This window comes from Microbacterium sp. CCNWLW134, from assembly GCF_037083565.1.
Taxonomy (GTDB): Bacteria; Actinomycetota; Actinomycetes; order Actinomycetales; family Microbacteriaceae; genus Microbacterium.
In genome coordinates this window covers 969,356-995,058 of sequence record NZ_JBAOJU010000001.1, presented here as the reverse complement: position 1 = coordinate 995,058, position 25,703 = coordinate 969,356, and the positions used below count along the sequence as shown (strand labels likewise).

General features: G+C 66.1%; 29 protein-coding genes. 9 read left to right on the top strand and 20 right to left on the bottom strand.

The features are described 5' to 3' along the window. Positions 1-83: 83 nt before the first annotated feature. The 20 genes from V6S02_RS04675 to V6S02_RS04580 all read right to left on the bottom strand — a co-directional run bounded on the left by V6S02_RS04675 (position 84) and on the right by V6S02_RS04580 (position 17,658). Positions 84-767 carry a DUF305 domain-containing protein gene (locus V6S02_RS04675; protein ID WP_336400039.1) on the bottom strand — a complete coding sequence of 228 codons (684 nt, stop codon included), beginning with the start codon at positions 765-767 and terminating at the stop codon, positions 84-86. After that, on the bottom strand, positions 764-1,456 hold the full coding sequence (locus tag V6S02_RS04670) for a DUF3105 domain-containing protein (RefSeq protein WP_248242379.1): 693 nt from the start codon (positions 1,454-1,456) through the stop codon (positions 764-766). Before V6S02_RS04670 ends, V6S02_RS04675 begins: the two co-directional genes overlap by 4 nt. A gap of 40 nt (positions 1,457-1,496) precedes the next feature. Beyond that, positions 1,497-2,513, bottom strand: a complete 1,017-nt coding sequence (gene ccsB, locus V6S02_RS04665) for a c-type cytochrome biogenesis protein CcsB (protein ID WP_248242378.1) — start codon at positions 2,511-2,513, stop codon at positions 1,497-1,499. Between the two features lie 80 nt (positions 2,514-2,593). Beyond that, a complete protein-coding gene (locus tag V6S02_RS04660; RefSeq protein ID WP_248242377.1) occupies positions 2,594-3,226 on the bottom strand; it encodes a M23 family metallopeptidase in 633 nt (210 codons plus the stop codon). 270 nt (positions 3,227-3,496) lie between these two features. Then, on the bottom strand, positions 3,497-4,900 hold the full coding sequence (locus V6S02_RS04655; RefSeq protein WP_336400038.1) for a M23 family metallopeptidase: 1,404 nt from the start codon (positions 4,898-4,900) through the stop codon (positions 3,497-3,499). Then, positions 4,897-6,516, bottom strand: a complete 1,620-nt coding sequence (gene lnt / locus V6S02_RS04650; RefSeq protein ID WP_336400037.1) for an apolipoprotein N-acyltransferase — start codon at positions 6,514-6,516, stop codon at positions 4,897-4,899. The genes V6S02_RS04655 and lnt overlap by 4 nt, the downstream gene beginning before the upstream one ends. Positions 6,517-6,519: 3 nt before the next feature. After that, on the bottom strand, positions 6,520-7,461 hold the full coding sequence (locus tag V6S02_RS04645) for a cytochrome c oxidase assembly protein (RefSeq protein WP_336400036.1): 942 nt from the start codon (positions 7,459-7,461) through the stop codon (positions 6,520-6,522). After that, the gene (gene resB, locus V6S02_RS04640) at positions 7,458-9,152 is read right to left on the bottom strand and encodes a cytochrome c biogenesis protein ResB (protein ID WP_336400035.1); all 1,695 of its coding nucleotides are present in this window, start codon (positions 9,150-9,152) and stop codon (positions 7,458-7,460) included. Before resB ends, V6S02_RS04645 begins: the two co-directional genes overlap by 4 nt. Next, positions 9,133-9,900 carry a cytochrome c biogenesis CcdA family protein gene (locus V6S02_RS04635; protein WP_336400034.1) on the bottom strand — a complete coding sequence of 256 codons (768 nt, stop codon included), beginning with the start codon at positions 9,898-9,900 and terminating at the stop codon, positions 9,133-9,135. The genes resB and V6S02_RS04635 overlap by 20 nt, the downstream gene beginning before the upstream one ends. After that, complete coding sequence (locus V6S02_RS04630; protein WP_336400032.1) at positions 9,897-10,499, bottom strand: TlpA family protein disulfide reductase; 603 nt, start codon at positions 10,497-10,499, stop codon at positions 9,897-9,899. Before V6S02_RS04630 ends, V6S02_RS04635 begins: the two co-directional genes overlap by 4 nt. Then, the gene (locus V6S02_RS04625) at positions 10,496-10,831 is read right to left on the bottom strand and encodes a DUF6804 family protein (protein ID WP_336400030.1); all 336 of its coding nucleotides are present in this window, start codon (positions 10,829-10,831) and stop codon (positions 10,496-10,498) included. Before V6S02_RS04625 ends, V6S02_RS04630 begins: the two co-directional genes overlap by 4 nt. Then, positions 10,828-11,340, bottom strand: coding sequence for a signal peptidase II (locus V6S02_RS04620; protein WP_336400028.1), 513 nt, complete (start codon positions 11,338-11,340; stop codon positions 10,828-10,830). Before V6S02_RS04620 ends, V6S02_RS04625 begins: the two co-directional genes overlap by 4 nt. Before the next feature lie 28 nt (positions 11,341-11,368). After that, a complete protein-coding gene (locus V6S02_RS04615; RefSeq protein ID WP_336400027.1) occupies positions 11,369-12,103 on the bottom strand; it encodes a copper resistance CopC family protein in 735 nt (244 codons plus the stop codon). A 13-nt stretch (positions 12,104-12,116) separates the two neighbouring features. After that, complete coding sequence (locus V6S02_RS04610; RefSeq protein WP_336400026.1) at positions 12,117-13,136, bottom strand: flavin-containing monooxygenase; 1,020 nt, start codon at positions 13,134-13,136, stop codon at positions 12,117-12,119. Beyond that, positions 13,136-13,804: a DsbA family protein gene (locus V6S02_RS04605; protein WP_336400024.1), complete on the bottom strand. Its 669-nt coding sequence runs from the start codon at positions 13,802-13,804 to the stop codon at positions 13,136-13,138. Before V6S02_RS04605 ends, V6S02_RS04610 begins: the two co-directional genes overlap by 1 nt. Before the next feature lie 85 nt (positions 13,805-13,889). Then, positions 13,890-14,342, bottom strand: coding sequence for a hypothetical protein (locus tag V6S02_RS04600; protein WP_336400023.1), 453 nt, complete (start codon positions 14,340-14,342; stop codon positions 13,890-13,892). A 202-nt stretch (positions 14,343-14,544) separates the two neighbouring features. Beyond that, positions 14,545-15,690: an alpha/beta hydrolase family protein gene (locus V6S02_RS04595; protein WP_336400022.1), complete on the bottom strand. Its 1,146-nt coding sequence runs from the start codon at positions 15,688-15,690 to the stop codon at positions 14,545-14,547. Beyond that, positions 15,687-16,706: a hypothetical protein gene (locus V6S02_RS04590; protein WP_336400021.1), complete on the bottom strand. Its 1,020-nt coding sequence runs from the start codon at positions 16,704-16,706 to the stop codon at positions 15,687-15,689. The genes V6S02_RS04595 and V6S02_RS04590 overlap by 4 nt, the downstream gene beginning before the upstream one ends. Further along, positions 16,706-17,170, bottom strand: a complete 465-nt coding sequence (locus V6S02_RS04585; RefSeq protein ID WP_336400020.1) for a hypothetical protein — start codon at positions 17,168-17,170, stop codon at positions 16,706-16,708. The genes V6S02_RS04590 and V6S02_RS04585 overlap by 1 nt, the downstream gene beginning before the upstream one ends. A 65-nt stretch (positions 17,171-17,235) precedes the next feature. Beyond that, the gene (locus tag V6S02_RS04580; RefSeq protein ID WP_336400019.1) at positions 17,236-17,658 is read right to left on the bottom strand and encodes a hypothetical protein; all 423 of its coding nucleotides are present in this window, start codon (positions 17,656-17,658) and stop codon (positions 17,236-17,238) included. A gap of 399 nt (positions 17,659-18,057) precedes the next feature. On the opposite strand from V6S02_RS04580, the gene V6S02_RS04575 reads away from it, so the two are divergent. The 9 genes from V6S02_RS04575 to V6S02_RS04535 all read left to right on the top strand — a co-directional run bounded on the left by V6S02_RS04575 (position 18,058) and on the right by V6S02_RS04535 (position 25,531). Beyond that, complete coding sequence (locus tag V6S02_RS04575) at positions 18,058-19,155, top strand: ArdC family protein (RefSeq protein WP_336400018.1); 1,098 nt, start codon at positions 18,058-18,060, stop codon at positions 19,153-19,155. Further along, positions 19,155-20,042: a bifunctional DNA primase/polymerase gene (locus V6S02_RS04570; protein ID WP_336400017.1), complete on the top strand. Its 888-nt coding sequence runs from the start codon at positions 19,155-19,157 to the stop codon at positions 20,040-20,042. The genes V6S02_RS04575 and V6S02_RS04570 overlap by 1 nt, the downstream gene beginning before the upstream one ends. Next, a complete protein-coding gene (locus V6S02_RS04565; protein WP_336400778.1) occupies positions 20,042-20,695 on the top strand; it encodes a DUF2637 domain-containing protein in 654 nt (217 codons plus the stop codon). Before V6S02_RS04570 ends, V6S02_RS04565 begins: the two co-directional genes overlap by 1 nt. 423 nt (positions 20,696-21,118) lie before the next feature. Continuing rightward, on the top strand, positions 21,119-22,018 hold the full coding sequence (locus V6S02_RS04560; protein WP_336400016.1) for a hypothetical protein: 900 nt from the start codon (positions 21,119-21,121) through the stop codon (positions 22,016-22,018). After that, complete coding sequence (locus tag V6S02_RS04555) at positions 22,015-23,025, top strand: ParB/RepB/Spo0J family partition protein (RefSeq protein WP_336400015.1); 1,011 nt, start codon at positions 22,015-22,017, stop codon at positions 23,023-23,025. Before V6S02_RS04560 ends, V6S02_RS04555 begins: the two co-directional genes overlap by 4 nt. After that, positions 23,025-23,705, top strand: coding sequence for a hypothetical protein (locus tag V6S02_RS04550; protein WP_336400014.1), 681 nt, complete (start codon positions 23,025-23,027; stop codon positions 23,703-23,705). The genes V6S02_RS04555 and V6S02_RS04550 overlap by 1 nt, the downstream gene beginning before the upstream one ends. A 183-nt stretch (positions 23,706-23,888) precedes the next feature. Further along, positions 23,889-24,893, top strand: coding sequence for a M23 family metallopeptidase (locus V6S02_RS04545; protein ID WP_336400013.1), 1,005 nt, complete (start codon positions 23,889-23,891; stop codon positions 24,891-24,893). A gap of 5 nt (positions 24,894-24,898) precedes the next feature. Beyond that, on the top strand, positions 24,899-25,165 hold the full coding sequence (locus V6S02_RS04540) for a DUF6112 family protein (protein ID WP_336400777.1): 267 nt from the start codon (positions 24,899-24,901) through the stop codon (positions 25,163-25,165). Between the two features lie 96 nt (positions 25,166-25,261). Next, complete coding sequence (locus V6S02_RS04535) at positions 25,262-25,531, top strand: DUF6112 family protein (RefSeq protein ID WP_028495551.1); 270 nt, start codon at positions 25,262-25,264, stop codon at positions 25,529-25,531. Positions 25,532-25,703: the final 172 nt, after the last annotated feature.

The following is a 25,703-nucleotide window of genomic DNA, read 5'->3' as shown; positions in this document are numbered from 1 at the left end:
TCACGGTGGTTCTCTCGGGTCGGGATCATTCGCAGCCAGGCGGAGCAGGTTTGCCGCACCCGCCGCGGAGGTGCAGTCGGGTGCTATTCGCAGCCCATTCGCGCCTGCATGGATTTCATCGCGTTAATCTCGGCGGTCTGTCCGTTCTTGATGTTCTCTGCGACGGTCAGGGCACGTGGATCTGTGCCGAGTTCGATGAGCGCCTCCGCCATAGGGATGGCTCCCTCGTGGTGGCGAATGAGCAGCCCGAGGAAGAGACAATCGGCTTGCTGCCCGATCGCACCCTCCAAAGCGGAAATCTCTTCGGCTGAGGCCATGCCCATCGCGAGGCGCGTCTCTTCCTCCGTCATTGCCGCACCGTCAGACATCGCATGGTCGCTCCCAGCCGGAGCGGCATCCATCCACTGCATCATCGCGCCACCGGACTGCGACAGCCCCCACTGCACGAGCCAGTCGTACATCTCGCCACGCTGGCCCGCCTGCCCGGTGGCGATGTCATACGCGAAGATCCTCAGCTCCTCGTCGGATGTCTTGCGGTATATCTCCATAGCCATCTGGATGGCCTGCGCGTGATGCACCTGCATGTCGCGTGAAAAGCTCGCCTCGGGAGAGTCGGTACCCGGCGGGATCGCGCCCTGCGACCCGAAGGTTGAGAAGCGTCCGACAGCGAAGGTCAGCGCGCCGACCGCGAGCAGGATAAGGAGGACGATCCACCACCGCGGCCGCCCTCGGGATGGGGACGCGTCGCTGGTTCCACTGCGGTTCATTGCTTTCCCGGTGCGTCGTATGCGCCAGTGCAGGCGGCGTTCGGCTCAGGCGCGTTCTGGCTGCGCCAGTACTCTTCGAAAAAGGCGCCGATACGCTCGTCGTTCGCCGAATCAACCTTCAGCTGCTGGTTCCAGTTGGACATCACGATCGGCGCATCCAGTCCCTCATAAGGCGAGAGAACGACGTAGGTTGCGGGCAGAAGGCTCTTGAGGGTTCCGAGTTGTTCACCGGCGACCTCGTCGGGGTTGTAGGTCACCCACACAGCGCTGTGCTCCATGGAGTGGACCGCGTTCTCATTCGGGACCGGTTGGTCATAAATGCCGCAGTTCAACCAGACGGCGTTGTGCGGGCCGCCCGCTGGAGGGCTTTGCTCGTACTGGACAGCACCGGCGACGTGCTCAGCCGTGTTCTCGAAGGTCTGGACTCCTTCAATGGTTGCCCCTTCGCTGCCGGCTTCGTACTGTCTTGGCGGTAACGGTGCGAGCACGACGGACGCAACGACGAGGCCGATGATCACCACAGCCGCCGTTGACCCGACAACCCACCAGACCAGTTTGCTGCGACGGCGTTTGGCGAGCTGCTTCTGATACTTGGCCAACTTTTGTTGGCGCTTTTGCTCACGCTGTTGTTTGACGGTCACCGGCCCATGTTGAGACCTGTTGGTCGAGTTCGAGCGGTTCGAAGGCATAGGTGTGCTTCCAGTTCATGTGAGGAGTTGCGGAAGAGGATCAAGTGAGGCCGGAGTAGGAGTGGAGGCCCTGGAAGAACATGTTCACGATTGTGAAATTGAACAACACCGCGACGAACCCGATGATGGACAGCCAGGCGGAGCGGGTGCCACGCCACCCCCGGGTCGCGCGGGCGTGGATGTACCCGGCATAGACCACCCAGATCACGAACGTCCACACTTCCTTGACGTCGAAGCCCCAGTAGCGACCCCAGGAGTCGTTGGCCCAGATCGCACCGGCAATCAGGGTGAAGGTCCAAAACACGAACCCCACGATCGCGAACCGGTAGGCGAGGGACTCGAGCACGTCGGCGGTGGGCAGAGTGCGCAAGAACCCGGGACCGGCGGGGTGGGCAGTATCCGAGGATGCTCGGGCGCGGCGCTCACGGCGGGCCTGCAGGAGCTGGGTGATGGAGATGCCGCAGGCGATCGCGAACAGGGCGGTGGCCAGGGAGGCGACGAAGACGTGGATGACCAGCCACACGCTCTTGAGCGGATCCATCAGCGGCACAACTTCGACGTAGAACGAGATTGTCGCCCCGCCGAGCAGCAGCACCACCATGCCGATGAGAAACGCACCCAGGAAGCGGAGGTCGTAGCGGCGCAGCACCAGCAGGTAGACGGCGACGATCAAGACGGTGCCGGTTAGCGCAAACTCGTACATGTTCGCCCATGGCACCCGCTCTGCGGCGATCCCGCGCAGGATGGTGCCGGCCAGGTGGAACAGGAACGCGAGGACCGTCAGCGACGTTCCGATCCGTGCCCACAGCAGCCGTTGCCGCTGTGGAGGCGGCGTGCGAACGCTATCCACCGCCCCACTCTGGGCCTTTTCCGTCTGCTGGCTCGCCCGGGCGGTAGCGCCGGCCAGGACCGGCTCTTGCTGTGGGACGCCGGCGGGGACGGAGCGTTGAGCCAGGTCGATGGTGTACGCGATGAACGCAAGCAGGTAGGTGCCGATCGACGTCCACACCAGCAGCAGTGAGATGCCGTCGAGGGAGAGCGGGTCGGTTCCGGTCATGGCAGGGTCGTCCTCTTCGTTATCTCGGTCAGGGAGTGCCCGCGAGCGGGGTGGTGCGGAAGATCCGTGCGGCACATGGGTCAGCCCGCGTTCGCTTCCAGCCAGGCCAGCGAGTCCACGGCGGTTCCGTCGAGGTAGACCTCAAAGTGCAGATGGTTCGCGGTGGAGCGGCCCGTGCTGCCCACGAGTCCGACGGTCTGCCCGGCCGTGACGGTCTGACCGGCGGCGACCTGTCGGCTGCCGGTTTGCATGTGGGGGTACACCGTCCTCACCTGTTGCCCGTTCAGAACGGATTCCACGACGACGGTGACCCCGTATGCGCCGTAGCTGTCCTGTGAAATCCGCACGACACCGTCGACGGAGGCGTAGACGGGGGTGCCGCCGGCAGCGACCATGTCGGTCCCCATGTGCGCGCCGCCGCGAGCTCCAAACCTGTCTGTCACAGTGAACGGGCCACCGACCGGCCACCGCACGGCTCCGCTGCCAGGGGGCACCATGCCGTAGTCGAACGGTACCGACGCGACCTGCGCGGACGCCCGCGCACGCTCAGCGGCTGCTTGTGCCGCTGCTTCTCGCGCCTTTTTCTGATCAATCTCCTCCTGACTGGTGGCAGCGTAGCTGTCGCGGGTGAGCTGCGCTGCGCCCGCATCGGACGCGACGACCAATGACTGCGCGTCCTCCAAAGCGACCTGCTGCAGTGAGCGGGTTTCCAAGTCCGCGGGCTGCCAAGCCCCGTACGCCGGGAGAGCAAAAGTGGCAACGAGACCAGCAACCATCGCAAGGACTACCAGCGTCCGTGCTGGGCGCAACGACGTCGGCCTACGCAGAGCACTTGCTGCACTGGGCGCGCGCGACGTCACGGATGCGCACGAAGCGGGAGGCGGTGTCGCGAGCCCTCGAAGACTGCGTCGTGTCGGGACCGACTGGAGGTGATCCCCCGTTGGGGTGGTCCGTTCAGCCATGGTGTCCTCCTTCATTTCGGGTCAGATGGAGACGCCGCGAGCGGCGAGGAAAGTGGCGGGGTTGACCGGGGAGCCGCCCACGTACACTTCGAAGTGGAGGTTGCAGCCGAACGCGTTGCCGGTCTCTCCCTCACGGGCGATCAGGTCGCCAGCATTCACGCGTTGCCCGTACCCGACGTAGAAGCCGCCGTTGCGGATGTGGGCGTACCCGGTGCCGATCCCCTCGCCGTGGTCGATCTTGATGTAGTTGCCGTAGCCACCGTTGTACCCGGCGTAGACGACGGTGCCCGCCGCGACGGCATAGATCCCCGCGCCGCAGCCGCCGCTGAGATCCACGCCGTAGTGATAGCTGGTCGAGCAGTACCCGTTTCCGCACTGGGAGCTGCGCGGCCCGAACCCCGACGTGCGATTCCCTGATGTCGGCCGTGCCCATCCGGAGCTGACCACACCCCCGCCGCCGCCCGAGGCGGCGAGCCGTTCTGCTTCGGCACGCTCCGCCGCTCGCCGCTGCTCCTCGGCGATGCGGGCAGCCTCGATTCCAGCCTGATAATCGGCGATGGTTTTTGCGGTGGTGTCCTCGAGGGCGGCGAGCTGGGCCTGCAACTCGCCGAGATGGAGAGTCTGCGCGTCCACCGCGGCCTGTGCGGCATCCGCGGCCTGCTGCGACTCGAGCATCTTCTGCTCGGCGACCTGCTGCAGCCGGTCCCGTTCGTTTCGGGCGACCACGGCCTGATCGGTGAGGCTCTGCGCAGCATCGCGGGCGGTGATCGCGGCCGCATACGCTCCCTGGTTGCGTTCCAGCAGCTTGTCCATCACGCCCAGCCGGGACAGGAGATCGTCCGCGGTCGCTGCCGACCCGGAAAAGAACAGTTCAAGGGAGGCTGTGTCGCCCCCATCGCGGTATAGCTGCGCGGCGATGCGGCCGGCCTTGTTCGCCGCATCGGCCGCGTTTTGCGCTTCCACGTCGGCTTGGGACTGCAACGTGTCGGCCCGGAAGGAGGCGTCGAAATACTCCTGCTGGGCGGTGTAGAACGCACCAGCGGCCTGCTCGGCGGCGGTGCGGGTGCGCGCCACCTCACCGTTCAGGCTCTGGATAAGGCCCTGGATCCGCTGCACCTCAGCGGCTTTGGTGGCCTCCTTTGCTTTCGCGGCTTGCACGTCCTCCCAGGACGGATAGGTCGCCGCGAACGCTGGCGGCAGCAGCGGGCCGCCGACCAGGACGGCGACCGAGCTCAATATTCCCGCGGTCAGCAGAGTGCGCCGGCCCACACCAGCCCGGAATGCGCGGCTCTCCGCGGGCGTGGGCGCGCACCCGCACTCCTCCGCCATCAAATCATCAGGAAGGGTGAGATCACTGCCCGTCGCCAGCATTCGCCGCGACCCGGCAAGTCGACCTCCGGCAGGCCGCTCCCGTGGCGTGTTCATGACTGCCTCCCCGGATTAGTCGAACGATCTGCGCCGTCCGCACACGTGCGAGCACGGTGGGAGACCCCCGCCGCTGTGAGAGCGCCGACGGCGGCGAGGATGATGAGAGCCGTGAGCCAGGGACCGAGGATCACCGCGGGGGTGAGTCCGGTGCGCAGTGGGACGGCGCCGATCGAAGCGCCTGCGGTGTCGACGCCGATACTGTCGAGGGTGGTGCCGTCAGGGGCGATCACCTGACTGGTGCCCACCGTCGAGACGTTGACCACGGCGCGAGCGGTTTCGATGGCGCGCATCCGGGCGAACGCGAGCTGCTGCAGATTCTCGTCGGTCCCACGGAAGTCGGCGTTGTTGGTCTGGAACACGAACACCTCCGCGCCGGCGCGGGCGCCCTCCCAGATCACAGCGTCGTAGATCACGTCGAAGCAGATCGCCAACCCCACCCCGACATCGCCGACCCGCACAATCGGCGAATTGGTGCCTGGGGTGTACTCCCGCTGGATCAGTCCCACCAAGTCGGGGACGATCAGCTCGTAGAACCACCGGTCGGGCACGTACTCCCCGAACGGGACCGGATTTACCTTGTCATGCCACTGCCGGTCCGCAGGATCCGCAGTCCACAGCAGGGAGGTGTTGAAGACATCGTCGCCGCGGGTCGTGGCGGCGTTCATCAGCAACGGCGCCCCGGCCGAGCGCACAACGCGGTCCAACGCCTCGGCGGCGGCGGGATCACTGAGCGGGTCGGCGTCGACGCCGCCCTCCGGCCAGGCCAGCAGATCCATCGGCTGCCCGTACAGAGGGCGCGTCGCAGCGGTCTGCGCAGCCACGACGTCCCCGGGCGCCTTATCGTCGAAGTACCCGGTCGGGCCGTTGCCCTGCACCCACCCGACCCGGAACTCCCCGGCCGGCGCGGTGGGGAACTGCGGTGTCACGACCAGGAGAACAGCGACGCTCACGGCAGGGTGCAGCCCCAGCATGAACCGGAGGCCGCCAGCGCGGACCCACTGCACCACAGAGGCGCACACCACGACAATCAGCAAGGAGAGGCCGTTCACGCTGGTCCACGACGCGACCTCGGCGAGCGGCCCGCTCACTTGGGTCATGCCGAGGCGCGCCCACGGGAATCCGGAATACGGCCACGCGCCCATCACCACCTCCCGGGCTGTCCACAGAACCGCGATCAGCGGCGGCACCACGAGCAGCTGCACGGCCCCGCGGGCCGGATATCGGGCGGTCCACCGGTAGGCGAGGGTGATCGGCACCGCACCGGCGCCAAACAGGACCGCTTCCAGCCCGGCGAGGGCAAGCCACGGCACCGGGCCGAGGAACTCCCCCACCCACACCAGATGTGTCATGTAGAACACGGCGCCGAAGACGGTGCCGACCAGCAACGCCCCGCCGGTGCTGCGGCCGATCAGCGCCACTAGGGCGACCGTGACGCTCACGAACGTCAACGGCCACCACCCCACCGGCGCGGATGCGAGATCCAGCAGGAGGCCGGCGGCCCCGGATGCCAGCACCGCCCCCCACACCGGCAGCGACCACGCCGCAACGGTGCGGCGCGGCGCCTCCAGCTCCGGCGCGGCGGCCGACGCAGGGGTGGGCAGGGTCGTGCGCATGGTTCAGGTGTCTTTCTGGTGGAGTCGGGCGAGGTAGTCGTTGTAGGCGTCGAGCTCGGGATCTCGGTGGACGTCGGCGCGGCGGTCGGCGGCGACCGCCTGGGCGGTGTCGTCGCGGAACCAGCGGTGCATGACGTAGATGAGCATCAGCAAGGTGGGGGCCTCGCCGTAGGACCAGGCCAGCCCACCGGCGAGGCCCTGGTCTTCGATTGGGTCGATGCCCAGCGCGCTCGTCGGGCCGGCGAACCCATCGATGAGGGTGGTGGTGGCCATCATCAGGAAGACGCCGAAGAACGCGTGCAGGGCTGCTTCGGCGAACACGTCCAGGGCGCGGCCGCCGTGACTCATCCGCACCGGCAGCGGGTCAGACGACAGGATCGGGATGGTGAACAGCATCCCCGCGACCAGGAACCCGACCTCGAGGAGGGTATGCCCGGCGATAGTGGACAGGATCGGGTCGGCGAAGTTCGCCAGGTACAGACCATAGAACGCGGCCAGGTACAGCGGCACCGCCAGCCACGGGCTGAGCAACCACCGCGCGGTGCGACTGCGCAGCCCCGCGTGCGCGGCACGGAGCACCAGGAGACCGGGGCCGTGGTGCGGAGTAGCGCGCAGCAGCAGGGTGCCGGGAGAGCCGAGAACCAGCAGCGGAGGGATCGCCATCATCAAGGTGAGCTGCTGGAACATGAACACCGAGAACAGGGCGTACCCATAGTTCTCCACCGCCAGCCCAGTCACGGCGGCGAGGGCGACGCAGCCGAGCAGGAAGCTGATCGTCCGCCACACCGGCCAGCCGCGGCCGCGCGCCCACATGCGGATCGCGCCGGCCAGGTAGGCGACCGCGAGCAGCCCCGCGAGGATCGGCAGCACCGGGGCCGGAAGTGGGGCCGGGGTGAGGAACCCGCCGAGGGTCGGCGGGGCGTCCGGAATCCACACGGTCGTCACGGCGTATCCTTCGCCGGCGGCTCGACGCCGAGGGTCTGCGCGTGGCGGGCCGCGAACTCGTCGACGGCGCGTGCCAACGCAGGGTCTTCGCCGCGGGCCAGCCCCGCGTATTCGACGTGCACGCCACCCGGGGTGGTGTGCGCTTTCACCCAGAGCCGCCGGCGGGGCACGAACAGGCCGGCGAACAGGCCCAGGGTGGCAAGGACCGAGAACGCGAGCACCCAGCCGCTGCTGGGGTCCCGTTGGATCTGCAACGACGCGAACCGCTTCACCGGCTCCTCCGCCGTGACCTCCTCCCACGTGATGGTGCCCCACCCGTTCGGCAGGTCCACTGTGGCGCCGGGAGTGAGCTCGAGCGAATCGACCGCGGTGTCGCCGCCGGTGTGCTGGGTCAGCCCGTCCACTTCGAGCGTGTACACCGATCTCGGAGTGCCGTCGTCGATGCCCAGATCACCACTGAACACATTGAGCGTCATCACGGGATTGATGACGTCGGGGTAGATCGAGGTAAACGCGCCGGAGGGCAAGACGCCCTGGGTGGGGTAGAAGAACCCGACCAACCCGACCTGTTCGGGTAGCCCATCCGGGATCTTGATGATCCCTAGCGAGGTCATGTTGCCGTCCTGCGGCAGGAACGGCTGCGACTCGCTGTACACCACCTCGCCGGCGGCGTCGCGGATCGTGAGGGTGGGGGCGTAGCCGTTGCCGAGCAGGTAGATCCGGTCACCCTCGACGGTGATTGGGTAATTCACGATCACGTTCTGCGGCCGGTCATCCTGCCCAGGCTGGCGGATGGTGACGTCCGCGGAAAAGTCGCCGGCCTGGCCTGCGCCCGGGGTGCCAGGGAGCCGGTAGGAGACCTGGAAGTCCTCGAGGGTGAGCGAGTAGGGGGCAAGACCTGTGCCGTCGACGAACCGGCCGGGGTTGAACGAGGAGTAGTCGCTGAGCGCGTTCACGAACGTGGTGCCTTCCACCACCACTCGTTGCCCCGTGTACGCGAACGACCCGCCGATTCCCACCGAGACCAGCACCCCGACGAGGGCGACGTGGAAGATGAGGTTGCCGGTCTCCCGCAGGTATCCGCGCTCGGCAGACACCGACGCGGCGCCGCGGGCGTCGTAGCGTTCCACCCGGTACCCGGACTTACGCAGCTGCTCTGCCGCGACGTCAACCGCGTGCGCGGCGACCTCGGGCTGCGCGTCCCCTACCGGGATGGTGACCTCTCGGTACTCGGACAGGCGTGATAGCCGCGCCGGGGTGCGCGGCGGGCGAGTGCGCAGCGCCTTGTAATGGTGCTTGGCGCGTGGAATCACGCAACCGATCAGGGAAGTGAACAGCAGCAGGTAAATCGCGGAGAACCACGGCGACAGGTACACGTCGAACAGCCCAACCGCGTCCGCCAGCGGGAAGACATCGGGGTTGTTTCGCTCCCACTGAATGACCCCGTTGGGGTCGGCGCTGCGTTGCGGGAACAGCGACCCGGGCACGGCGGCGATGGCGAGGAACAGCAGCAGCACCAGCGCGGTGCGCATGCTGGTCAGTTGCCGCCACGCCCACCGCAGCCAGCCCGTGATGCCGAGCGTCGGCTGGGTGATCTCGGTTGCGGCATCGACGTCGGTGTCGGCGTGATCGCCCGGGCGCAGCGGATCGGCCGTCACGTCCGTGCCCGTGTTAGAGCGGGAGGGGGACATTGATCACCACCTGTTGCAGCTGCGACATCAGCGCCGTCCACAGTCCCGTGACCATCAGCAGGCCGAGGGCGATGAGCATGGCCCCGCCGATGATGTTCAGCGCCCGGATGTGGCGGCGCAGGAACGTGACCGATCGGGACGCCCAGCCCCACCCGGCCGCGAGGATCAGGAACGGGATGCCCAGGCCCAGCGAGTACGCCAGCCCGAGCAGGCCTGCGCGGGCGGGGTCGCCGAGGTTCCACGACATCGAGATGATCGCCGCGAGCGTCGGGCCGATACACGGAGTCCAGCCGACGCCGAGCGCGAACCCCAGAAGCGGCGCCCCGATCAGCCCGGCCCTGCCCTGGGCGCGCGGGCGGAGGGTGCGCTGCGCGATGCCGAAGAAACCGAGGAACACGAGCCCCAGGGCGATGATGATAATTCCGAACACCCGGGTGAGGATGCCTGCGTACTGCAGGAGCAGGTATCCGAAGGTGCCCCCGAGGATCGTGACGGCGACGAAGACGACAGTGAACCCGGCGATGAATAGCGTCACGCCCAGCAGCAGCCGGGCGCGCTCCGCAGTGGCGGTGCGCGCGCCGTTCGCGGAGGGGGATGTTGTCGTGGTGGTGGTGCTGCCGAGGTAACCGAGGTAACCGGGCACCAGTGGGAGAACGCACGGGGACACGAAGGAGACCAGCCCGGCGAGGATCGCGACCGGGATCGCGGCCCACAGGGCGCCGTCGACGATGACCGCTCCCGGGTTCACGGGGTGTCCTCGGCGAGGGTGTCGGCAACCAGAGTGGACAGGATCGACGCGCTGGCCAACTGACCGATGATCCGCGCCGCGACCCGCCCTTCCTGGTCGATGACCAGGGTGGTGGGGGTGGCCTGAATTGGGGTGACCTGCGCGAATGCGAGTTTCACTTTGCCGTCGTTCACGTCGATCACGCTCGGGTAGGTGACGTTGTTGTCGCGGGCGAAAGACAACGCGGTCGCGGGCTGATCGTAGGTGTTGACCCCGAGGAACCCGACACCCTGCTCCTGGTACTCCTGCCAGACCTCCTCGAGCAGAGGCGCCTCGACGATGCACGGCCCGCAGGCGGCGTACCAGAAGTTCACCACCAACACCCCGCCCCGGTAGTCGTCACCGGACACCGTCTCCCCGGTCTCGGTGACGCCCTCGAACTCGACCGGTTCTCCGCGGTCGGTTTCCGGGATCTCTATGACCTGAAAATCGCCGGCGATGAAGCCCTTCTCGTTTCCGTTCCGGTATTGCTGCGCGAGCGAGTCGCTAGATCCGCATCCTGCAAGCAGCACGGCAACAAGTAGGACCGAGAACGTTACCGTCAGAGCGCGGTGGTTCATGGTCGCTTGACCTTAATCAGTGCACCGGCCATCAGGAACACGACTGCGGCGACCGGTTGCGCGGCGGTCCACACCGGACCGGTGAACGGCAACGGGAACACCGGGTTCCAGATCACCACAATCGCTGCGAACACGGGCACCCACCACCACTGCCGCGCCTGGATGGCGAACCAGCCGACGATGACTGCGAAGATCGAGGTGACGAACAGCACCAGCGTGAACCAGTCCCCGCCCATCAGCACCGGTGCGAAGAACAGCACCGCGGCGGCGAGCAGCCCCGGAGCGAACGCGTTCCGCTGATACACGGACGCGGTGCGCTGCTTAGCCATCATGACCCGCTCGCCGCCGATCCCGCCGCCGGCGCCGCCCCGCCGGTCATCCCGTCATTCGTTGTGCCCGCGCGGGCGCGCCGGTGGCGGATCCAAAGGTTCAGGCCGAGCACGATCACGCCAGCGCCGAGGGCGACATCGGCGAGGTTTCCGATGAAGAGGGTCCCATAGGCGAGGAAGTCGGTGACGTGCCCGACCCCGAACCCGGGCGGGGAGAACAGCCGGTCGATCAGGTTTCCGACTGCGCCACCCAGGATCAGCCCGATTCCCACCGCCCCCCATCCCGTCCGTGCCCGCGCCGCAACGACGATCAGCAGTATCACGGCTCCGACGCCGAGGAGAGTGAGTAGCCCTGTGAAGCCGGAGCCAAGAGAGAGGATTGCGCCCGGGTTGAACGCGAGCCGCAGCCCGAGCAGATCGCCCAGCAGCGGGACGCGCTCGTCCGGGCTCAACCCGCTGAGCGCGGCCGCTTTCGTCGCCTGATCAATCAGAACCACCACACCGGCGGCCAAGCACGCGAACGCGAATCGTCGGGACTGCTCACGACTCATGGGATGACACGTCCTTCCCTGTGTCGCCCACTTCGCTGCCCTGGCCGGACGAAGCAGCTGCGGCTGCTCTGTCGCGGCGGCGGCGCTCTCGAGCCACCATGAGTACGACAATCAGAGCACCGCCGACAACGATCACACCGCTCACGACCGCGAAGACGGGTAAAAGCTCCCCACCTCCGGAGGGGCCGTTGTGAACCTCTGCGGAGGACGCGGCCGGCGTCGTCGCAGACGGTTCGGGTGTCCGTTGCTCGGTCGCTTCGGGGGTGGGGGTACTGGTGGGCACCGCGACGGCTTCGACGGTGTACTGGTACTCGTTGCTGATCGGGTGGCCGTCGCTGGAGACGACCCGCCACCGCACCGTGAACACCCCAGCCTGACCCGGCCGCACAGCCTGGGTGACGGTGGTCCCGTCAATGATCGGGTCCCCGGACGCGAGGTTCTGCCCATCAGCGGCGGCGACCTCGATGATCACCGCGTTGAAATCGGTGAGAATCTCCCCGCTGAAGGTCAGCGAGATCTCCTCCGGGACCACGGTGATCGTGGAACCGGGTTCCGGGGAGGACGAGACGATCTCATCGTGCGCGGCCGCGGGAGCTGCGACGGCGAACAGCAGACCGGCGGTCAGCAGCAGCGCCGCCAGGCCGGGCAGAACGGAGCGTCGACGGACCCCGGGGGTGGGTGATCGGCGCCGGGATGCGCGGTCGGCGACGGGTAGACAAGTCATGGTCTCGGTCCTTTCAGGGCCGGTTGATGATGTGCTGGGCGATCGTCGTCGCGTCTCTCCAAACCCCTGCCACGGTGTCGGAGCCGCGACCGCCGTACTGCGGCATCCCCGCCACGAACAACCCGGGAAGACCGGTCATGGTGCGCTGAGGCCGTGCAGAACTGGGCGGTTGCGGCAGCCAACGATCACCAGGGTCGTAGCCGGTTGCGAGAATCACCGATCGGGGGGAGAAGTGGGTGCTGTCGGCGAAGGTCACTACCGCGCCGTTAGCGGCTTCTACGGCGGGGGCGATCGTAACGCCCGCACGGCGAAGCCGCTCGTAGCTGTCGCCAAAGATAGGCTCGGGTCGCCTCTTCCGCGACAATAGCGACACGCTTTCACCTGCTGCGGCGGGGTAGCTTCTCTCAGGCCGATGCTGCCGCGGAGTGCGCACGGACAGCGTGACGGTGTGCGAGACAGACAATTCGCGGGCCAGCTGCACACCGCTGTTTCCGCCGCCGACGATCAGCACGTCGCCGGCGGGGATCTCTTTTGGGTACAAGTACTCGCTGCTGTGCATCACTACCCCTGGCACCGTCAGCCCGCTCGCCCAATCGGGAACCCGGGGGTGAGTGTGCGCACCGGTCGCGCAGACCACGTTGCGGGTCTGCACCTCACCCGCTGTCGTCGACAACAACAACGTCGAGCCATCTCCCCGATGCTCCACCCTGGTCGCGCGGACGCCCCAGACCGTCTCCACACCAAAGCCTGCTTCTACGAAAGTCAGATAGTCAGCCATCTCATCCGCCCGCGGATACCGGTGTTGATCACCCAGCAGCCGTCGAGAAGGCAGCGCGCTGTGGCGAGCGTCGCTGAGCAGCTTCATCGAATGCCACCGCGACGCCCAGGAACGGTGCCCAGGCGGGGCCGCGTCGATCACCACGAAATCCTGTTGCGGCCGGAGCCCTCCCGCGCTCAACGCCGCAGCGACCGCCAGCCCGGCCTGCCCAGCGCCGACGATGATTACCCGTCGATGTGATAACCCCGCCCGCATCACTGACCACCGCTCACCGCGGCCTGGATGAGGTTCTCAAGGTCGTCCCACTCCTGCAACTGCGCGAGCTCGCCGTCGACGAAGAATGTCGGTGTGCTGCTCACCCCCAGCGCGCGACCCTCTTCAAAGTCCTGATCGACACGCTCACTCGTCGACGGGTCCGCTACAGCGGCGTCGTAGGCGACCATGTCCAGCCCGAGTTCCTCCGCGAATCCGCGGAACAAGTCGGCCCGAGACTCCTGCGCCTCACCCCACTCCACCTGTGACTCGAACAAGCGGTGATACATGTCCTCGAACCGGTCCTGCTGCGCGGCCGCTTCCGCCGCGATCGCGGCGTTCTTCGAATTGAAATGACCCGGAAGAGGGAAATAGCGGACCACATAGGTGATCTCTCCGGCGAACTGCTCCCGCAGATCCTCCACGATCGGGTAGAACGCCCCACATGCCTCACATTCAAAATCCAGGAACTCCACCACCGTGACCGCTCCCTCACCTCCGCCATCGAGAATGTGCGAGTTCTGCCGCACCGGCTGCGCCGACGGTGCGCCGCCCCCGGACGAGGGCAGAGCCGCTTTGCTCTGACTGATAAGGACATAGATCAACGCGGCCACAACAAGCACCACCACAACGGCAACACTGATCAACGTTGCCTTTACTGACGTTTTCATCGGGTACTCCAAACCAAGACACGGCACAGATCCCGGGCACACAGCCCGGGGCGAAGCGCCACCCCATGGGGCGGCGTGCCAAATGTCAGGTTCGCGAAAGCCCTAGTTGCGTCAACGAGAACACGATCGGATGCGCGCGCGCCGCCGACGCAGGAGGCAGCGAAAGCATCCGTGAAACCTCGCCGAGAACAGGTGGCATTCGTCGACGCCATAGTCTTTGCAGCACCACCATGAACGTGATGCCGCACAGCACACCGAATACACACAACGCCGCACCGATAAGGGCGTTCGACCCCGACCAGGAGCCATCAGCGACTGCCTCATGCTCCGCCCCGGTGTGTGCTGATGGCGCCACATGCGAGTCCAGCAACTCGGAGACCACGAGAGGAACAGGCGCCGCCGTGTCCAGCTCGGTGTGGGCTGTCGCCGCCAGTCCGAGCATCATCAGCAACGCCAGTCCGACGCTTGTAATGAGCCTCATTATCAACAACTGCTCAGTCAACGTCTCGGAGCGCGGGGTCGGAGCCGACGAGACCATCCCCTACAGCATACCTTCCGACGAAACGTCGCCCGAGTGGGGACGCTACGACATCCGCGCGACCTGCTTGCAGTTCTGCTGGAGGAAGACCCAATCTCGCCGGACTCACGCTCAGCGACGCGCCGGCCGAGCACAATTTGGTGGAAGTCTGTACTCGCCTCGACGGCTCAGAGGCATTCGAACTCCGTTGGCACGACAAGTCTCAGGATCGGTGGGCTAGCCAGGCTACGACAGTGGACCGCCAACGCTCTCGATCGGCGTTCCACGTCATCGTGTGATCGGCGTCGAAGATTTCGAGCTGAACGAGATCTGGACGCAGTGCTGCAAGCTTGCGAGCGACGGCAGGCGGCGCCGAGTCGTCATCCGCTCCGTGGAGGATCAGAGTAGGGACTGCCAGCTCCTGCGCTCGCGCGATCCAGTCCAGATCCTCGAGAGGGATGCTGCCAGGCAGGCCGGCAGCGCGTGCAAGCAATGGCGATGTGAGCCACGGGAGCGCGAGAAGCCCTGCCGCGGCGGGCAGCCCGGCGCGAGCGCAGTTCGCCTTGATCGTCGCGACCCAATCGAGAACGGGCGACTCAAGCACGAGCCCGGCTATTGGCCGCCCGTAACGCGGCCGTGCAGCGAGCTGGAGTGCGACCTGTGCTCCCATCGACCAACCGAAGAGAACGACCTGACGCGCGCCCTGATTGATGGCGTACTGCATCGCAGCGTCGACGTCGTCGACTTCAGTGGCGCCGAGGGTTGACCGACCACTTCCGCGCCGCGGGCCCTCACCGTCATTCCTATAGGTGACGACGAGGGACGTGTAGCCCAGCTCGGCGGCGACCTGCACACCCCGTAGCGTTCCTGTTCGCGGGCTGCCGAGCCCGTGGATGTGGATTGCCCACCTCGTTGACTGCGAGTCGCTCCCATCGATGCGCCACGCTGGCGCGGGCCCCGACGGCGTGGGGATGGCGAAGCCGTAGGCTCTGAGGCCCGCATCGACGGGCGTCATGAAGTAGATACCGCTCCAGGACGCGCGCTCTTCGGCTGCCGGCGTGAACCCCGCTGCGGTTCCTGTCACTGCACGTGCGAGGCGCCCAGGCCCGCGATCAAGTACCTCGGCAGCCAGCTGCACCCACTGGCCACCTGGAAACAGCAGAGCGAACTCACCTGGGGACTCAGTTTGATGCGTTCGATCGAGCACGATTGCTTGCCGGTCGCCATCCTGTTCGACGCCACGGATGGACAGATCGAATCGGCGCGGGCTCGAAGGGGCGGTCAGTTGCCGCGCGATCACTAACCCGAGGCCCAACGATAGGGACGCTGCGGCGGCCATCACGCCTGCCAGCGCAATCGGGCCTCTCATGCCGCTCCTCGTTGAGAGTTGCTCCGTGTGGCCGGCGCAGCCGACGTATGAAGTCGAGCTTCGTCGGTTCCGAGGAGATGCTGCTCCGCTCGTTCAAGGACGAGACGAGCGCTCGCGCTGAGAGAGAACGACACGCGCGGGTCGATCATCGCGTCGCGGATCTCCACGACCTGTCTATGCAACTGCGTCTCGAGGCCATCGGTTTGCACGGACGCCGCATCCGTCTGACTCAATCCCGGGCGAACGATCGTCGCCGCTCGCCATGCAGGCAACAGTTCCTTGATGAGCGTCCGTGTTCGTGCCGCCCGCCGGCGTGCGCTCAGGTAGCGCACCGTCGGCTGCCCAGCGAGTCCGACGCAGAGGAAAAGGAAGGTCAGTATGTAGAGCGGTCCATACGCGACAGACACGTTAGCCATGACGTCTACACGCCCGGAAAGGTGTGCGATGTCCATGATGAGGACGACGACACAAAGAGCGACTCCGAGGATCGCGCCGACGACGAGACACCCGGCAGGCAAACGCTGTAGACCAACACTCAACCGATACTGACGACTCGCAAGGACTGCCATGGTGCCAACGACGATCCCGTAGTAGGTGAACTGAATCATGGAGTACGCAGCTGCGGCAGGCTGCGCTCCGAGATCAATCATGAAGTTGGTCGTCGTAGCGCCACGGTCGATGAGCAAGAAGGCGACCCCGACGCCGCTCAGCGCAACAAGGAGGGTTGTGGGGCCCAGCGCAATGCGGACAGGGCCGGGCTGATACTCCCCCGCTTTCATGATCCCTCGGCCAAGGAAGAAGATCCCGACCATGAGCGCGCAGTCCCCGATGAGGGTGGCGACATTCGAGCCATGGAGGAGTGCATCGATGAAGCGGTAGACCGTATCGACATTGATAGTCATCGCGACAGCGATCGTGATCGCCGCGTAAGTGATGCTCCGCTCGGCTCGTCCGCGGCGCAAGATGAGCAGGCTCGCCACGAGTAACCACATCAGCACCGCGACGAAGGTCTGCATCACCCGAAGATCTCGAGGTAGCGCGATTCGCCGTATACCGAGCCTCTGATCGCCGCAGCGAGATGATCAGCCAAGGCCTCCGCCGCGATCTCGGTGTGAGAGTCCAAATCTTGACGAGTGAGTAGTCGACGTCGAGTCCGGGCGGGGATGTCGGGAAGCAGGAAGTCTTCCGTCGAACATTCGTCGTCTTCTCCATGCCCGAGGATCATGTGGGCGAACTCGTGCAGGACGAACTGCTGGCGATGGAGGACGGAGTCGCTGTGCGCGTGAAGGACGAGGTCTTCGTTCTCGGTGATGAGCCACACCGCGCAGATACCATCGTGGTCGCCGAGATCCGCAAGTTCCACGATTCGGAGCGTGCGCTGCCGGTGATCCTGAAGTGCCCCAACAAGATCGTCAAAGGTGAAGGTGCTACCCAGCGCAAGGTCGGCGACGGCCGTCGACACGGTCTGCTCGATATTCACGATGTCACTCCCGTCCGGGGAGCATGTGCCGGTGGGGGGTCACAACGGACCGGCAAGGGCACTGCTCAGGTGTGTGTCATTTCCTCATCCAGGAATCTGCTGATCGCCTGAAGGGCCTTCGGTGAGATATCTCCCAGCGTGCGCGCGGCGTAAGACTTCACCTTCGCGGCTCGCATCGCCCGTACGAGATCCAGTTGCGCGGTGACCTTATCAGGGGTTGCTACCCCGTCCTCGCCCAGCAGGAAAGCGGCATCCACGTCGAAGAACGCAGCAAGCCCTTCGAATAGCGCGGGGTCTTGCACGTAGCGGTGACCGTTGACCATGTATGTCCATCGAGATCTCGACAGGTTGATGCCGCGCTTCTCGAGGAACGCCGCGATCTGAGCGTAGGTCGGTTCGGAACCCGACTCGGTGATCGCGACGTCGAGGAGCAGCCTGAGGCGTTTCGCGAGGTCCTCCGCGGCCACTTTGCTCTCTTCTTCTGTCATTTCGGTAGACCACCCTTCCCCTCGGGTGAGGCAAGGCTTGTCGTTTCGGAACGCCTGTCGACGGGCGTTGAGGATGCTGAATTTACTCGTTGGTCATGCTCAAATCAACCGTTGCGCATGCTCAATCTCGGTGCTAGAAACGACTGTAAGGCCATTTGAGCATGCTCAAAGAGGAGGTCATCGCCCAGGACGGATTAGCGGAGTTGCCGGCACTCCGCCCCCACACAGCCGGCGCGCGGGCGCGCCCGAACTTAGTCACGGCGCCGCCCGAGAGCGTGAGAAGTTGTGCGAGCGTCTCGGAGCGGTTGTTCGCGCGCTCGCTCGTTGGCTCCGGTGAGATGGCGCGTACCTCCCACAAGAAGCCGCTACGTCGGCTGATCAGAAGGAGGTGCCCACGCCATGACTCACCAACCCCCCACCGTCGGTTTCACTGAGGCGAAGCTCGAACGGTTGCACGCTCAGCTGGCGGATGCTGTGGCCACGCTCGTGACCGGCGACTGGGTGCGGGCTCTGAAGTTCGCCGCGCGATTCCGCTCTCGTTCGTTCAATAACACCGTGCTCATCTGGATGCAGCGCTGCGCCGCGTTCGAGCAGGGCAGAGTGGCCGAGCCAACTCCGACGTACGTCGCGGGGTTCCGGCAGTGGCAGGCACTTGGCAGGTCGGTCGACCGCGGCCAGACCGGCTACATGATCTTTGCGCCTGTTCACGCGCGGTTCGCCTCGCCCACCCCAGAGGTCGCGGAGTCCTGGCGTCGTCTTGCGCGCCGCGAGGTCCCGAGACCCAACGACGAAGTGCGCACGCGAATGGTCGGCGTGCGACCCGCGTACGTGTGGGATGCGTCGCAAACGAGCGGTGTCCCGAGTCCCCACGTGCCCGTTCCGCAGTTGCTCGCGGGCGAGGCGCCACAGGGTCTCTGGGATGGTCTGGAGTCCTTGGTACGCGGACACGGGTACACACTGCGCATTGTTGGGAGCGATCGCGATCTCGGCGGAGCCAACGGCATGACTGATTACCTCACTCGGAGCGTTGCCATTCGGGGAGACATTGACCGCGCGGCGCGCACGAAGACGTTGGCGCACGAGTTGGCGCACGTGATGCTGCACGGCCCTGACAACGCGGATGCCGCACTCCATCGCGGGATCGGGGAGGTCGAAGCGGAGTCAGTTGCGCTGATGATCGGAGCGGCCCACGGACTCGACACATCGGACTACACCACCCCGTATGTGGCGACCTGGGCAACATCCGTCGGTGGCAAGACACCGGTGGAAGTGGTGCAAGCCACTGGTGAGCGAGTGCGGACGACAGCAGTCACGATCCTCAGGGAGTTGCCGACGTTGCAAGCCGGCTCGGGTGACCCGCCGGGTCTGACGGGGGAAGCGCACCGGAATGCACTTCAGCCTCTCGTCGCTGGGCCGGTGGCACGATTCGATAATGTCCGCCGCGTGAAGGTCCGGCACTCGTCCACCGATTCCGTGATCTCCGCCCGGGATCTGTGATGGACACCGTCGCCCTGTTCGCTGGAATGATCGGCCTCTCGCCGCGGGAAGGCGCCGCTCGATTCGCTGCGGCAGGAGTCCCGATCTTCCCCTGCAAGCCAGCGGAGAAGCGGCCGCTCACAGAGCACGGATTCCGCGATGCGACCTCCGACGACCGGCAGATTGCCCGATGGTGGTCTCGATGGCCCGAAGCGAACATCGGAATGCCGACTGGGCGCGCTTCCGCCGTCGAGGTCGTAGATATCGATGTGCACGGGCGGGTGCGCGGATTCGCTGCCTTCGAACTCGCTCGCCGGGAAGGTCTCGTGGATCGCTGGCAGGCGCTGGTGAAGACGGCATCCGGTGGGATGCACGCCTACTACCCCGCAGACCCTGATCGCGTTCAGGCATCGTGGCAGGCCGCCCGCGCCGGCATCGACTTCCGGGGTGAGGGCGGCTACGTCATCGTGCCACCGTCGCAAGTGCTGTTCGAAGGCAACAGGTCTGCGTATGAGCTGATCGGCGCCGGACGCGGGGACGCCGTGTCTATCGACGGATCGGCGCTTCGACAATTCCTTGACCCGAGGCCGACCCCTGCTGCGATGCCCGCGGAGGCCCGCCCCGATGTTGACGCGGAGCGTCTCGCGGCGTGGCTGGCCGGACGGGCTGAGGGCGAGCGGAACCGCGCCCTGTACTGGGCCGCATGCCGGCTCGCCGAGAACGGCGTCACTGATCAGAGCGCGCGCAACGTCCTGGGGCCTGCTGCGGAACACGCGGGGTTGCATCAGGCTGAGATCCTGACGACCATCCGATCTGCGTACCGAACGGTGGTGAGGCAGACGCCACCCTTTCGCATCAGTGGTGGCAACTCAGCATCCCGCTCGCTCAGCGGGCAGGTGATCTCGTGATCCCCGCTACGACCCACCCGCGGTCAGGACGGATTGCCGTATGGACCGCGGTAGTCGGCACCGTGTTCATCGCTGTCGGTGCGTTCTGGTTGTCGTTCACCGCTCTCACGGATCTCGCCGACGCGGCCGGCATCGCGGTGACGCAGGCGTGGGCGTGGCCGCTCATTGTGGACGGAATCATCGTCGTCGGAACCGTTGCCGTCGTCGCGCTGGCCGGACAGCGGGGTGCGTGGTATCCGTGGATGCTGCTCATGGCCGGCGCTGGGGTGTCGGTCGCCGCCAACTCGATTCATGCCGTCGTCGCGGCCGATGCCGATGTTCTTCCCGTGCTTGCAGCGTCGATTGCCGCAGTACCGCCGCTGGTGCTTCTCGCGATCACTCACCTGACGGTCGTTCTCACCCAGCGATTCCGGCTTCACGTTTCCTCCACAGCAGATTCGCCACGAGACCTGTCCACAGAAGTCGTTCCGATTCGCTCGCTGTCCGATGTTCCGGAGAAGGGTGCCCGCAGAGACGTTGCCGCGCTGATGCGTCAGCGCGGGATGTCGAACAAGGAGATTGCGAGCGCCACGGGAGTTCATCCGTCGACAGTCGGCCGATGGTTCGCGGGGGCGATCGGCACACCTGAGGTACAGAAGGGAGCTACGTCATGAACGAGTACGAGCGAGTCGATCAGTCTCGTTTGCCACTACGCCCGGACACGTCGGAGCGGCAACGGGATATCTCTGGCAAGCCGTCCCCCGAGGAGGCCTCCGAACTGGCGCGGCACGGCGATCCTTCACTCGCGAGGCAGCCACTCTCCCGCTCCGGCGCCGAGCAGGTGCGAAGTGAGGTCGTCTGGATGCGGCCTACGGAACTCGTTTCCGCCGTCAGTGGGCGCGTCGCGGGGCAGGGCATCGACCTCGAGTCCTCGCTCGCGCGGCGAGCGCTCGCCATCCCGACGCAGGGAGTCGCAGCAACTCGCCTAGCGATCCGTGAACGGGCGCTTCACCTCCCGCCAGTGGAGGCGTTTAGGAACGGTCGCACTCTTCACGGATCGGCCCGCCGATCTGGAATCGGTCGTTAGCGAGGTTGCCATGTCGAGCCAGGGTTTCCGCTCACCTGCCGCCGCATCGGTGCACTCGCCGCGCATTCCGGACTCCTCCGAGTCGGCGAGCGTGCCCGCCGCGTTCGAGAGCCCGGAGGGGCTGCGTGAAGTGCTCGAACGCCTCGCCGCGCAGGACCACGGCGCCTGGCGTCGCGACGCCGAAGCCGCAGCGCTCATGGAGTATGTCGTTCGGCGTTACGCAAAGCTGGCGCGCAAGCACGGACTCGATCCATGGGATGCCGCCGCGGCCGCATTCGACGCAATGCGCTCGTCGGCCGTGCGCAATGCCGACGACCCCTGGGCGGTGGTCACTCGGGCCGTGCAGGTGACGCTGATCGCGGAGGAGCGGGCGAACGGCCTGCTGTGCTCGGTCTACCAGGCGCGCCGACCCGAGTTCTCGTCGTTCCATGACCCCGAGCGATTCAGCGACCGGGAGAACCCCCTGAGCGACTATCACCCGTCGCTGCGTGTCCAGGGGGCCGGCGACGCGCTCGATGACGGCTGCTCATCTGACGGCGCTGGGATTGGAGAGGCAGTGGAGAATGCGATCGCCTTCATGACCTTGCTCGGCTGGCCGCGCACGCCCGCGCGCACCGCGATGGAGTACATCTGTGCACGACTCAGTGAGGTTCCCTCGCGTGCGACCGCTTGGGAATCGCTCCGCCGCGACGTTCACGGAAGAACCCTGCTCGACCTGTCGTCCGCATCGTGGAACGGATTGCTCCGCGCTGTCCTCGGCAACCCGGAACCGGAGGTCGCCCGGACGACAGCCGGACGCGGCATCCTGCTCCGCCTGCTGATCGGCGAACCGTTGCGTTCGCTGCTGACGGATGACGATCTCGTCCTCGCGGTGAGTCTCGCCGCCGCCGCCGAGCGATCGAGGCGGTGACCGTGGGAACCAGAGTCGGCCACATCGAGCTCGAACGATCGATCGAATCGATCATCGTCGGGAAGCGGCACCGTACCGAGTTCGGGGACATCGACGAGCTTGCCGAGTCGATCAACCGCGACGGCCTGCTGCAGCCGGTCACCGTGACACCGGAAGGCGTCCTGGTGTGCGGCGCTCGTCGGCTCGAAGCGCTGAAGAGGCTTGGTGAGAAGACGATCAAGGTGTGGGTGAGGTCCGGGATCTCGGATCGGCTCGCCGAGTTGTTGGCAGAGCAGGCAGAAAACCTCCTCCACAAGCCGCTCACGCCGACCGAAGCCGCAGCGCTCTACACCGAGTTGAAGGATCACATCGCCGACGACGCGACTCGCCGGCAGGCCGCGACGCGCTTCAGCCGTCCGGATGCTCGGGATGGAAGAGACGGCGGTGCCACCGTGGCACCACCGCGGTTCAAGTTCGGCAAGAGTCGCACACAGGCGGCCCAGATGGTCACCGGCAAGGCGTCGTACACCACGCTGGAGCGGATCGCCGAACTGCAGCGCCTTGTCTCTGACCCAGGTGCAAACCCCGCCTTGCAGGCGAAGGCGAGTGAAGAGCTACGGCTGATCGACGAGGGCGGCAGTGTCGCGGCGTCACACGCGCGATTCCGACAGTTACTCGATCCCGGGCCGCCGCAGCAGTTCGAGGACTTCGAAGCACCCGACGACTTCGAGCCGCCCGACGAACTCGAGCAGTTGGCGAATGCGGCTCTCGCAAGAGTCAAGGAGGCCAAGCGCAAAGGCCGAACATCCAAGTCTCGTGCCGCTACCGCACATGTCTTTCCCGTCCGTGCGTTCGTGCGTGTGTGGGAGGACCTGGATCTCTGGTGGACCCATTTCGACGTGGCGGCTGTGGCTACTGAACTGACTGACGAGCAACTCGAGCAGTTCGAAGCGACGCTCGCTTCGACCGTGAAGTTCTTCGCGGCGCTCCGCAGCGCACGTGTCCAACGGGGACGGGAGATCGCGTGATGGCCGCCACCGTGCGCCCCGGGCGGCGCCTCATCGTTCTGCTAGCGGTTGGTGTCGGTGTGATGGCAGCTCTGGTCGGCGTCGGCTTGTACGGCCTGACGTTGGCGCCAACGCCGAGCACGCCGACGACCGCCGCCGAGCCGACATCCCGTGCTGAATCGACAGTTGATCCTGAACCGAGCGCCTCGAGCGCGACCCTTCCCCCGATCCGCTCGACATCGGATGCCGAGTCCTTCGCGCGTGACGCGGCCTACGCGCTCATCAACTGGGACGCCGCCACCGACTTCGATCCGGCCGACTATGCCCAGGTCATCGTCGACGCAGGGGATCCCTCTGGTACCGAGACAGCCGGGCTTGCCTCCGATGTCCGCACCTATCTGCCAACGGCGGACGCCTGGTTGACGCTGCGCACCTACGGAACGCGTCAGTGGCTCATCATCGATGAGGCGTTCGTGCCAGCATCCTGGAGCGACGCGGTCGACCAAGCGGCCCCTGGCCAACTACTCCCCGGAACCATCGCGTACACGATCACGGGAACACGCCATCGGGCCGGCATCGTGGGGACGCAGGCTCAGGAGACGTCTCGACCAATCGCGTTGACACTCTTCATCGCGTGCGAGCCGAGTTTCGACGAATGCCGCCTGCTCCGGCTGTCCGAGGTCGACAACCCGCTCCGGTGACGGGCGCCGAACATGAAGAAGCTAGTGATCGCTCTCGCCGTCGCGGTTTTCACACTGCCGTTCGCAGGCTTGATCGCAGTCCCACTCGTTCTCTCCCCCGCCACACTCGCTGCCTGCCAGACATCCGGTCCCCTCGTCGTCACTGAAGTGCCGGAGAACTTGACTGCGGTGCGGAGCGACGGCGTGTCGGTGACCCTCGGGCACACACAACTCACCCGCGCCGCGACGATCATCACTGTCGGCAGCGGTATTGAGGGTGTGGGGCGGCAGGGGGTTCTGATCGGACTTATGGCTGCGCTCACGGAGTCGACCCTGCGGATGCTGGCGAACGCCACCCATCCCACTTCGCTCGGCATGCCCAACGACGGCGTCGGCAGCGACCACGACTCACTCGGCCTGTTTCAGATGCGCCCGACCTCCGGCTGGGGCACTGTCGAAGAGCTCATGGATCCGGACTACCAGGTGCGCGCATTCTTCGGCGGACCAGAGGGACCCAACTTTCCCTCCCCCGCTGGGCTCCTCGACATCGCGGGGTGGCAGTCAGCTGATCCCGGCTCGGCTGCGCAAGCTGTCGAGCGCTCGGCTTTCCCCGACCGCTACCAGGATTATCAGCCCGTCGCGGAAGCCCTCCTCGTCGCGCTGACCCGGCCGATCGCGTCGGTGACGGGAAGGGCCGCACCTCTGGATTCCGTCCCCGAGACCACCCGCATCGTCTTTCCCCTCCCGAGCAACACGTGGGTGCGTGCCAGCGGCTATGGCGGGCGAACCGACCCCATGACGGGTCGACCTGCGTTCCATGCAGGAACCGACTTCTCCGCGGCAGACGGCACACCAATCTTCTCGATCGCCGACGGGATCGTCAGCTGGGCTGGACCGTATGGGGGTTACGGACAGCTGATCGTCATCGAGCACACGGTCAACGGAGAGCGGGTGGCGTCGGCGTACGCGCACATGTGGGCGACCGGCGTACACGTGACGGTCGGCGAGCGCGTCACCGCTGGCCAGCACATCGGAGACGTAGGGTCATCCGGCAAGTCCACGGGATCTCACCTTCACTTCGAGATCCGTCCGGGTGGTGCGTTCGAGCCGGCCATCGATGCAGACCCGTGGCTCGCCGAGCACGGGGCGGAAGGATTGGATGCCGCTGGCTCCGGCAGAACGGCTTGCGCGATAGGCGCACGAGCGTGACCGGAATGGACATCTTTCCGGACTTCGGTGCAGTTGGAGGTAGCGGTGACCTCCGCGCGATCGTTGGTGCGCTCCTGATGTACGTCCTGATTTTCGCGGTACTCGCGATCCTCATCTGCGTCGCCACATGGGCGATCGTGTCGACGAGCGGAAACTACCAGTCGGCCATGCGAGCGCGTACCGGCCTTCTTGTTGCTGTCGGCGCAGCGGCGCTTGCCGGCGCGGCGGTCGCCTGGATGAACTTCCTCATTGGGGTCGGCCAACAGCTCTAGCCAGAGTGTGCACGGACTGCGGGGGTCGACGGATCTCGGGGACGCCGCACGCACCTTGTACGCAGGTTCGTTTCTGCGCAGACAAGGAGCACGACCGTGATCGACATCGTTCCCAACGGGTCAGGCCTTCCGGGCATCGAGCAACTCCGCGTCATCGTGGGTGCGGTGATGACTGTCGGGCTCATTCTCGCCGTGCTCGCCCTCATCATCGCCGCTGTCGCGTGGGGGTATGGAGCCAACTCATCGAACCCCCATCTCGCCTCTCGCGGCAAGCTCGGCGTTCTGGTGGCGTGCGGCGCGGCACTCATCTGCGGGGCGTCGGTCACGCTCGTGAACTTCTTCTGGGGTGTCGGCCAGTCCGTCTGACCGAGAAGCGGCCGATTGAGAGGAACGACGCGAGTGGGCGGAGTTTGCGATATCCCGGCGATCGCCGAGGTATGCCAGACCGTCGGGTCGGGTGTCACTTCGCTCGTTGCCGCGCCCTTCGATTGGCTCGCCCATACGCTCGCCGCAGCCGCCGGGTGGTTCTTCGAAGCCG